6 protein-coding genes and 1 pseudogene are annotated in these 7904 nt (G+C 43.1%); 4 read left to right on the forward strand and 3 right to left on the reverse strand.

What is annotated here, in order from left to right; translation table 11 throughout:
* Positions 1-467: pseudogene (locus tag CXF78_RS08630) on the forward strand (2,4-dienoyl-CoA reductase); the annotation flags it as partial.
* Between the two features lie 104 nt (positions 468-571).
* Here the strand turns inward: CXF78_RS08630 and nrdG are convergent.
* From nrdG to rssA, 3 genes are all read right to left on the reverse strand, one after another.
* On the reverse strand, positions 572-1039 hold the full coding sequence (nrdG, locus tag CXF78_RS08635) for an anaerobic ribonucleoside-triphosphate reductase-activating protein (RefSeq protein WP_102036530.1): 468 nt from the start codon (positions 1037-1039) through the stop codon (positions 572-574).
* Positions 1039-3156 (reverse strand): anaerobic ribonucleoside-triphosphate reductase, encoded by a 2118-nt coding sequence (gene nrdD, locus CXF78_RS08640; RefSeq protein ID WP_102036531.1) that lies wholly within the window; start codon positions 3154-3156, stop codon positions 1039-1041. The genes nrdG and nrdD overlap by 1 nt, the downstream gene beginning before the upstream one ends.
* 689 nt (positions 3157-3845) lie before the next feature.
* Entirely contained in the window at positions 3846-4784 is a 939-nt protein-coding gene (gene rssA / locus CXF78_RS08645) for a patatin-like phospholipase RssA (protein ID WP_011637898.1), read from the reverse strand.
* Positions 4785-4965: 181 nt separating this feature from the next.
* On the opposite strand from rssA, the gene CXF78_RS08650 reads away from it, so the two are divergent.
* From CXF78_RS08650 to CXF78_RS08660, 3 genes are all read left to right on the forward strand, one after another.
* Entirely contained in the window at positions 4966-6321 is a 1356-nt protein-coding gene (locus CXF78_RS08650; RefSeq protein ID WP_102036532.1) for a DEAD/DEAH box helicase, read from the forward strand.
* A gap of 155 nt (positions 6322-6476) precedes the next feature.
* On the forward strand, positions 6477-6914 hold the full coding sequence (locus CXF78_RS08655) for a DUF3010 family protein (protein WP_059746685.1): 438 nt from the start codon (positions 6477-6479) through the stop codon (positions 6912-6914).
* A 126-nt stretch (positions 6915-7040) separates the two neighbouring features.
* Positions 7041-7643, forward strand: a complete 603-nt coding sequence (locus tag CXF78_RS08660; RefSeq protein WP_102036533.1) for a M48 metallopeptidase family protein — start codon at positions 7041-7043, stop codon at positions 7641-7643.
* Positions 7644-7904: the final 261 nt, after the last annotated feature.

A 7904-nucleotide genomic window follows, 5' to 3' on the forward strand; every position in this document is an offset into this window, starting at 1 on the left:
CTGGTGGCAGCTATGAGGCACCAGCCATGCAAGGTCGCAGTGCTGATGAACGAACGTTAGCTCGAGAAGCTTATTTTTTAAGTTTAACAGCGCAGTTGGTCCAGCGTAGCCCTATTCCATTAATGCTAACGGGAGGTATTCATCGCCTACCTGTGGCTCAACAAGTTATCGATGCTGGTTTTGCATTGTGTGGTATCGCTAGCGCCCTCGCCTTCTATCCCGACTTAGCCAATAAATGGCAAATTCAGCCAGAGTTTGTCCCGTCAATTCCAACAGTCAATTGGCAGAGTAAACCTTTGGCTGGACTGGCGACGATGGCCGTGATTAAACGTCAGCTTCGCCGCATAAGCCAAGGTAAGCAGCCACACGCTAATGATTCACCATTGTGGAGTTTATTAATCGATCAATATAAAACTAAACAGCGCACTAAACGTTATCGTCATATTGTAGGTCTTTCTAATCATTAACGGGTTAACGATTGGCGGGTTATACATTTATTTACTAACGATTAGCACTGACAGTTAACGTGCTGGACATTAAGCAACTCGTCTTAACGCCTTCACATAAAACGCTAGCGCGTAAAACGATGGATCTGTTGGTTGCTGCTACCGCGCCATAAAAGCGCGGGATCGGCTTTCTCTTGCTCATATTTGCCGTCAATCAACACATCCACAAAGTTCACCACAGCTTGTTGCTGCGGTGTGAGATCGGCCAGTTGATAACCGGTCCACAACCAAATATCTTTATCAGGGCATTCCTGCTTTACCCGCGTAACCAATTTTAATACGCCTTCAAGATTGGCTGAATGCAGCGGATCGCCACCACTTAACGACAATCCTCGACGGTAAATACGAGTATCGGTTAAATCATCAATAATCTGATCTTCTAGTGCTTGGCTAAAAACATGGCCAGCATCTACACGCCAAGTACTTTGGTTATAGCAACCTTTACACTCATGCTCACAACCGCTGACAAATAACGTACAGCGGGTGCCTTCGCCGTTGATCACATCAACGCTATGGTATGCACTGTAATGCATTATAAATGCTTCACTCTGCGCTTAACTTCTTCTTGCTTACCGAAGTTAAATGGTCGCGCATCTGGGCTGCCTAAATAACCGCAAACGCGACGAGTAACAGACACTCGGCTTGGCTCATGATTACCACATTTAGGGCACACAAACCCCTTACTGGTACAATTAAACTCACCAATAAAACCGCAATCGTAACACTCATCAATAGGGGTATTGGTGCCGTAATATGGCACTCGGCTATAACTGTAATCCCAAACGTTTTCGAGCGCTTCAATATTGTGCTGCATGTTGGGATATTCGCCGTAACAAATAAACCCGCCATTGGCGATGGCTGGATAAGGTTGTTCAAAATCAATCTTATCAAAAGGATTTACTTTCTTTTCAACATCTAAGTGAAAACTATTGGTGTAATACCCTTTGTCGGTCACACCTGCCACAACGCCAAACTGGGTGGTATCAAGCTGGCAAAAACGGCTGCATAAGTTTTCACTTGGGGTACTGTATAAACTAAAGCCATAACCTGTTTCTTGTTTCCAAGACTCAGTGGCTTGCTTTAAATGACTAATAATGGCGACAGCTTTATCGCGCAATTGAGCATTATCAAACACGTGTTCAGCATTGCTATATAAAGCATTAATGGTTTCGTGAAGACCAATAAACCCTAACGAAATTGATGCTCGGCCATTTTTAAAGATTTCGCTCACATCATCATCAGCATTTAGGCGTACACCACAGGCGCCTTCCATATAAAGGATTGGTGCTACTCGTGCTTTAACGCCAGCTAAACGAGCAATACGCGTTTCTAATGCTTTGCGGGCAATCGATAACCGCTCATCGAGTAATTGATAAAAGCGCTGTTCATCTTTGCCTGCTTCCAACGCTATGCGCGGTAAATTAAGGCTGACGACACCTATATTGTTGCGCCCTTCATGGACCAGTTGGCCATTTTCTTCATATGCTCCTAAAAATGATCGACACCCCATTGGGGTTTTAAACGAACCGGTGACTTTCACTACCTGATCATAATTAAGAATATCAGGGTACATGCGCATGCTTGAACACGTTAAGGCCATCTTTTTAATATCATAATTAGCATCCGTCGCTTTATGATTCACACCATCTTTAATGGCAAACACCAATTTTGGAAAGACTGCTGTTTTGCGATTTTTACCTAAACCCGCCATACGTACTGTTAACATCGATTGCTGAATTAAACGCGACTCCCACGACACGCCTAAACCAAAACCAAAGGTAACAAACGGTGTTTGGCCGTTAGCGGTATGCAAGGTATTCACTTCATATTCAAGTGACTGGAATGCGTCATGACACTCTTTTTCGGTTTGCGTCATGGCATAACCTTCTACGTCTGCCACTTGCCATTTTTTAGCGACGCTAAGGTGCTTTTGGTAACTGATCTGCACAAACTCAGCTAACACTTCGTCGATACGGTTAATCGTTGTGCCACCATAAATATGGCTCGCGACCTGGGCAATAATTTGCGCCGTAACAGCAGTGGCAGTTGATATAGACTTAGGTGGTTCTATTTCAGCATTACCCATTTTAAAACCATGAGTTAACATGCCGGCCAAATCAATTAGCATGCAGTTAAACATCGGGAAAAAAGGTGCATAATCTAAGTCGTGATAGTGAATTTCGCCTTTTTCATGGGCGGCTACCACATCTTTTGGCAGTAAATGGGTTTTAGCATAATGCTTGGCCACAATGCCCGCTAATAAATCACGCTGGGTCGGAATGACTTTGGCATCTTTATTGGCATTTTCATTTAAAATCGCACTATCCGATTGCTCAACTAAACCGCGAATAGCACAATTTAATTTACTCTGGGTTTCGCGGTGTTTATCTCTATCGTGACGGTACTCAATGTAATGACGCGCCACCGACTTAAACGGGCCCGACATCAATAAGTTTTCAACTGCATCTTGTAGTTCGTGAATATCAACTTCGGTCTTCACAGTCATTTGCTGCTCTACCGTCTGCGCTAACTGCTGTGCATATTGATGGTCGGCTATACCTGCAGACTCCATTGCTGCTACAACAGCCTCTTTGATTCGACATCCATCAAACGCAGTTCGGCATCCATCCCTTTTCACTACTACAAGCATACAACCATCCTTTACAAGCACTATATATAGCGCTTTAATACACACACAACACAAGATAGAGTGTATTAGACACATTAACGCTGAGCATTACCTTGATCCAGATCATAATTGTCGGCAGTACTTAACATTGAAAAAACACTTGCTATAAGCGATAGATATTGTAGGAATAACAACTGATTTTGACAGGCTAATACAATGGCAGAAAATCGACATAATTTAACGATTTTGGTGCTTTGCTGAATGGATAACCAGATGTGCAAACACCATAAGTGATGTATTTTGCTGGCTTGAAATGGTGCAAAATGACGATATTAAGTCATTGTTCGAACCTTAAATGGCTAGATCAACAACATAACTAACGTGCTCATTGTATCTAATGACTCGGTCGTTATCGTTAGATAGTTGCGGGTAGATCATTGCGGATAGATAATTGCGGGCAAGTCACTACTAGATAACTACTAGATAATGACTAAATCACCATGGGTTAACTATGAGATAACTACTAGATAACGATGAGAGAGTGAATAATCTTATCAACCACATCAGACTGCGCAGGTTAGACAATACCGTTGCGGGGTAACAACCCAGAATTAATGGAAAACATCTATTAACTAGCAAATATTCACCTAGCGGCGGTTAACGGGCGTATTTATGATAAACACACCACAATATTCGATACCGCTTCAAGGTTACTTTAAGGTTGCTTCGATTAAATGCTTAATATCATTTACGGCTTGCTCACCGGCTTTAATCGCTTCTTTAGCGCGATGAAACTCCATGGTGCCAATGTCACCCACATCCGGCACGATACAAATATCAGGTGGCTCGCCCATTAAACGTGAACGTTTATGGCGTTGTTCTAAAATATCCATCGATTGCGACATCACCGCCAGCATACCCGGATGCGATTTTGAACTCCCCAAAGAAAATTTATCGGTTAAGCCATTCATGTAATCTTTGCCTTTACCCCATAAATCCATAAAGCCAGATTCAAGTTCGCGCTTTTCATCAATAGGTTCAGACTTAGAGGCTTTGCGGCTTTTTACTTGCTCTGGGATTAAGTGCATTTGGCCACGACGATGACCATTTAAATCCACCGCAATAACCACATCAACGCCCATAGATCGAGCCAGTGATACAGGTACAGGGTTCACTACCGCACCGTCTACAACCCAGCGATGCCCTTGCTGTACTGGGGGTAAAAAACCTGGCATTGAACATGAAGCCCTAACAGCATGGCGTAAATCACCTTCTTTAAACCAAATCTCTTGCCCAGAATATAAATCGGTAGCCACTGCAGCAAAGGGACGGTTTAACTGTTCAATATCAATATCGCCAATGCGATTGGCTAACACATCAAATACTTTCTCGCCGCTAATTAGGCCACCTTTACGCCAACCTAAATCCATTAACCCAAGTACATCCCAACTCGAAAACCCACTCACCCAGGTTTCAAGTTCACCCAAATGATTATTGGCATAGGCAGCACCCACTAATGCCCCTACCGAACAACCTGCCACTTTGTCAGGATAAATATCTAACTTGGCTAAACCATTCAATACCCCAATATGTGCCCAACCTTTAGCGGCTCCACTGCCTAGCGCTAATCCCACGGTGAGCTTTGTCATCTTTCGTTCCTTCCATGCTCGGTATTCATTTTTAATACGCCTGCCTGAATCGTCCCATAGTGACGTCTAACTCAGGCAATAATATAAAGCTAAAAAATAGCATAACTAAAGCGACTCTTGTTGGCTATAGCAAGGTGAAACAGCTATAATCGTCGGCTATCATTTTTTAGGGGATTTACCTTTGCAATTTACCGATTTTTCGTTGGACAAGCGCCTGCTTGACAGTCTAAAGCACCTTGGCATTTCTACGCCTACCGATGTTCAAGCGCAAGCACTTCCCATTGCCTTATCAGGTAAAGATTTAATGGCATCGTCTAAAACCGGCTCAGGTAAAACCTTAGCGTTTTTATTGCCCGCAATGCAACGCGTGATATCCACCAGAGCATTGTCGAAAAAAGATCCTCGGGTACTTATCTTGTTACCGACTCGTGAATTAGCCCAGCAAGTTTATGGCCAATTACGTTTATTAGTCGCCAATACCCAATATAAAGCCATTAGCGTGCTCGGCGGTGAGAACTTTAACGATCAAGCCAAAGCATTGGCCAGAGATCCACACTTCATTGTTGCCACACCGGGACGTATTGCGGATCACTTACAGCAACGCCACTTATATTTAAATGGTTTAGAATTACTGGTTCTTGACGAAGCTGACCGTATGCTCGATTTAGGTTTTGCTCCACAGCTCAAAGCCATTAACGATGCAGCTGATCATAAACGTCGTCAAACCTTAATGTTTTCAGCAACGTTAGATCACAACAGTATTGGTGATATTGCGACAACATTACTAAAATCACCGAGCCATGTGTCTATTGGTGAATCTTACACTGAGCATAAAGATATTGAGCAACGTATTATTTTGGTTGATCACTTAGACCATAAACAAGCCTTGTTGCAACATATCTTAAGCCAAGAAACACATAAGCAAGTGATTGTATTTACTGCAACTCGATCAGATACAGACCGTTTAGCCACGCTATTGGCTGCGCAAGGCTTTGCCACCTCGGCACTCAGTGGTGATTTAAAGCAATCTGCTCGTAACCAGATAATGGATCAATTTGCTCGCGGCCAATCGCAGATATTAGTCACTACCGATGTCGCATCGCGCGGTCTTGATTTAATCAACGTATCATTAGTGATTAACTTTGATATGCCAAAGTTTGCTGAAGAGTACGTCCATCGAATCGGCCGTACAGGCCGTGCAGGCGCTAAAGGTGATGCTGTTTCATTTGTAGGCCCTAAAGATTGGGACAGCTTTAAAAAGGTACAACTGTTTTTACGTAAAAACTTTGAGCCGACTGTAATTGAAGGCCTAAAAGCCAAATTTAGCGGCCTCAGAGATAAGCCTCAAGCAGGTAAAGCTGGCACCAGTGCAAAAGCAGATGTCGTCAGTAAACGAGTTAGCGCACCTAAAAAAGCTAAAGCGGCACCAAAGAGTGATAAACGCTTTATTACTGGCGTCGATGTCGGTGATGCGCCAGTGCGCCGTAAAGTTAAGCCTATTGTCATAATCGAAGACGACGGCACAACAGAAGACTAAATGACTCATAAATCGCAGATAATCTCCAGCTAGATGACCAATAAACTGCGATAACAGAATAATGAATGTAGGGTAATACTAAACTGCCCTGCAAAAATGAACGATAACGAGCATGCCAACGGCATTCTCGTATGAATAAACCAGTAAGGATTAACATGAAAATTTGTGGTGTGGAATTAAAAGGCGGCGAAGCCATTATCTGTTTACTGACCTATGAAGGCGAAACCTATAACGTGCCAGCATGTCGTAAAGTTTCATTCAGTATTTCACAATCAGCTAGCACGGACTCAATTCGTGAGTTCGATTTTGCGTTTAAAAAACTAATGAGCGACTATAAAGTCGATGAAATAGCCATTATTGAACGTGAACAAAAAGGTAAGTTTGCCGGCAGTGCCACCAGCTTCAAACTTGAAGCGGTACTCCAATTAATGGACATGCCTGTTTCGCTTATTTCTCCATTGACTATTAAAGAGCAATTAAAGCGTAACCCGCCACAAGTTGACTTTGAATCATTGGATCTAAAACGCGTCCAGCTTAATGCATTTGACGTTGCTTATGTTCAGCATAACCGCCTCATCTTCGGTAAAGTGTAACCCACAGCTTTCACCGTTCTATATTGGCGTTATCGATACCGACTCAGATAGCGGTAACGCCAAAAAATCAGTTGAACTACAGCCATGTCAGATACCAAAACTAAAACACCTAAAGCCCCACCTAAAATGCCGGTCAAGTCGGCAAGCCAATCATTAAAGCCAAAAACAGATCTCAGCCTGTTAGTCACCAGTGCCGACATTAAAAAGCAGCAAAGTGAACAAAGTGCATTACGTTATTTAAATGGTTATCGTCCTGACGTGGTCGAGAAAATCCGCCAACTCGTTGATGCTAATGCCTTAGGCGCCCACTTTTTAACACGCTACCCCAAAATACACGACGTTCGTACAGACAAAGCCTTATACGATATGGCGATAACGTTAAAAAATACCTATATGCGTCAATCGGACCCATTAGCAAAAGTTATTTTTGACGAAAAAATCAGCGTAAGCCACCATGCCCTAGGTTTGCATTCTTATGTCAATCGCCGCCAAGGTAATAAAGTTAAAGCCAAAAATGAAATTCGAATTGCAGCACACTTAAAACACGTTCCGTTTGAGCTATTACAAATGGTAGTAGTGCACGAACTGGCCCACCTGCGTGAAAAAGAACACAACAAAACTTTTTATCAGTTATGCAGCTTTATGCTAGCAGATTACCACCAACTAGAATTTGATATGCGAGTATGGTTAGTAGCAGAAGAAGTCGGACAATCGCCCTACGCGAAGTAATCGATAAGCTTTTGGCCTGCGGCCACTAACGTCGTGGCGCGTCGCCCACACCAGACTAACATAGCAAGGTACACCCTGCACGGGCCAAAAGGTGATCAACAGCAATCCCCTATTGGATCACCCCTGCCGTTCCGGCAACATTTTCCTTTTTAACCAAACAACAGCAGCGAAAAAATTGCGACGGAAATTATCGAGCTTCTGACAGAGTATGTAACCATCTTCGGCCCATCTTGTAAAAAAGAGTGAAAATGCTAACACTTC

Origin of the sequence: Shewanella sp. 11B5 (assembly GCF_002836795.1) — a bacterium.
Lineage (GTDB): Bacteria > Pseudomonadota > Gammaproteobacteria > Enterobacterales > Shewanellaceae > Shewanella > Shewanella frigidimarina.

Excerpts from the sequence above, each read along its gene's own strand:
- CXF78_RS08660 (WP_102036533.1), top strand. The coding sequence starts at position 7,041 with ATGCCGGTCAAGTCGGCAAGCCAATCATTAAAGCCAAAAACAGATCTC.
- rssA (WP_011637898.1), bottom strand. The coding sequence starts at position 4,784 with ATGACAAAGCTCACCGTGGGATTAGCGCTAGGCAGTGGAGCCGCTAAA.
- CXF78_RS08655 (WP_059746685.1), top strand. The coding sequence starts at position 6,477 with ATGAAAATTTGTGGTGTGGAATTAAAAGGCGGCGAAGCCATTATCTGT.
- nrdG (WP_102036530.1), bottom strand. The coding sequence starts at position 1,039 with ATGCATTACAGTGCATACCATAGCGTTGATGTGATCAACGGCGAAGGC.
- nrdD (WP_102036531.1), bottom strand. The coding sequence starts at position 3,156 with ATGCTTGTAGTAGTGAAAAGGGATGGATGCCGAACTGCGTTTGATGGA.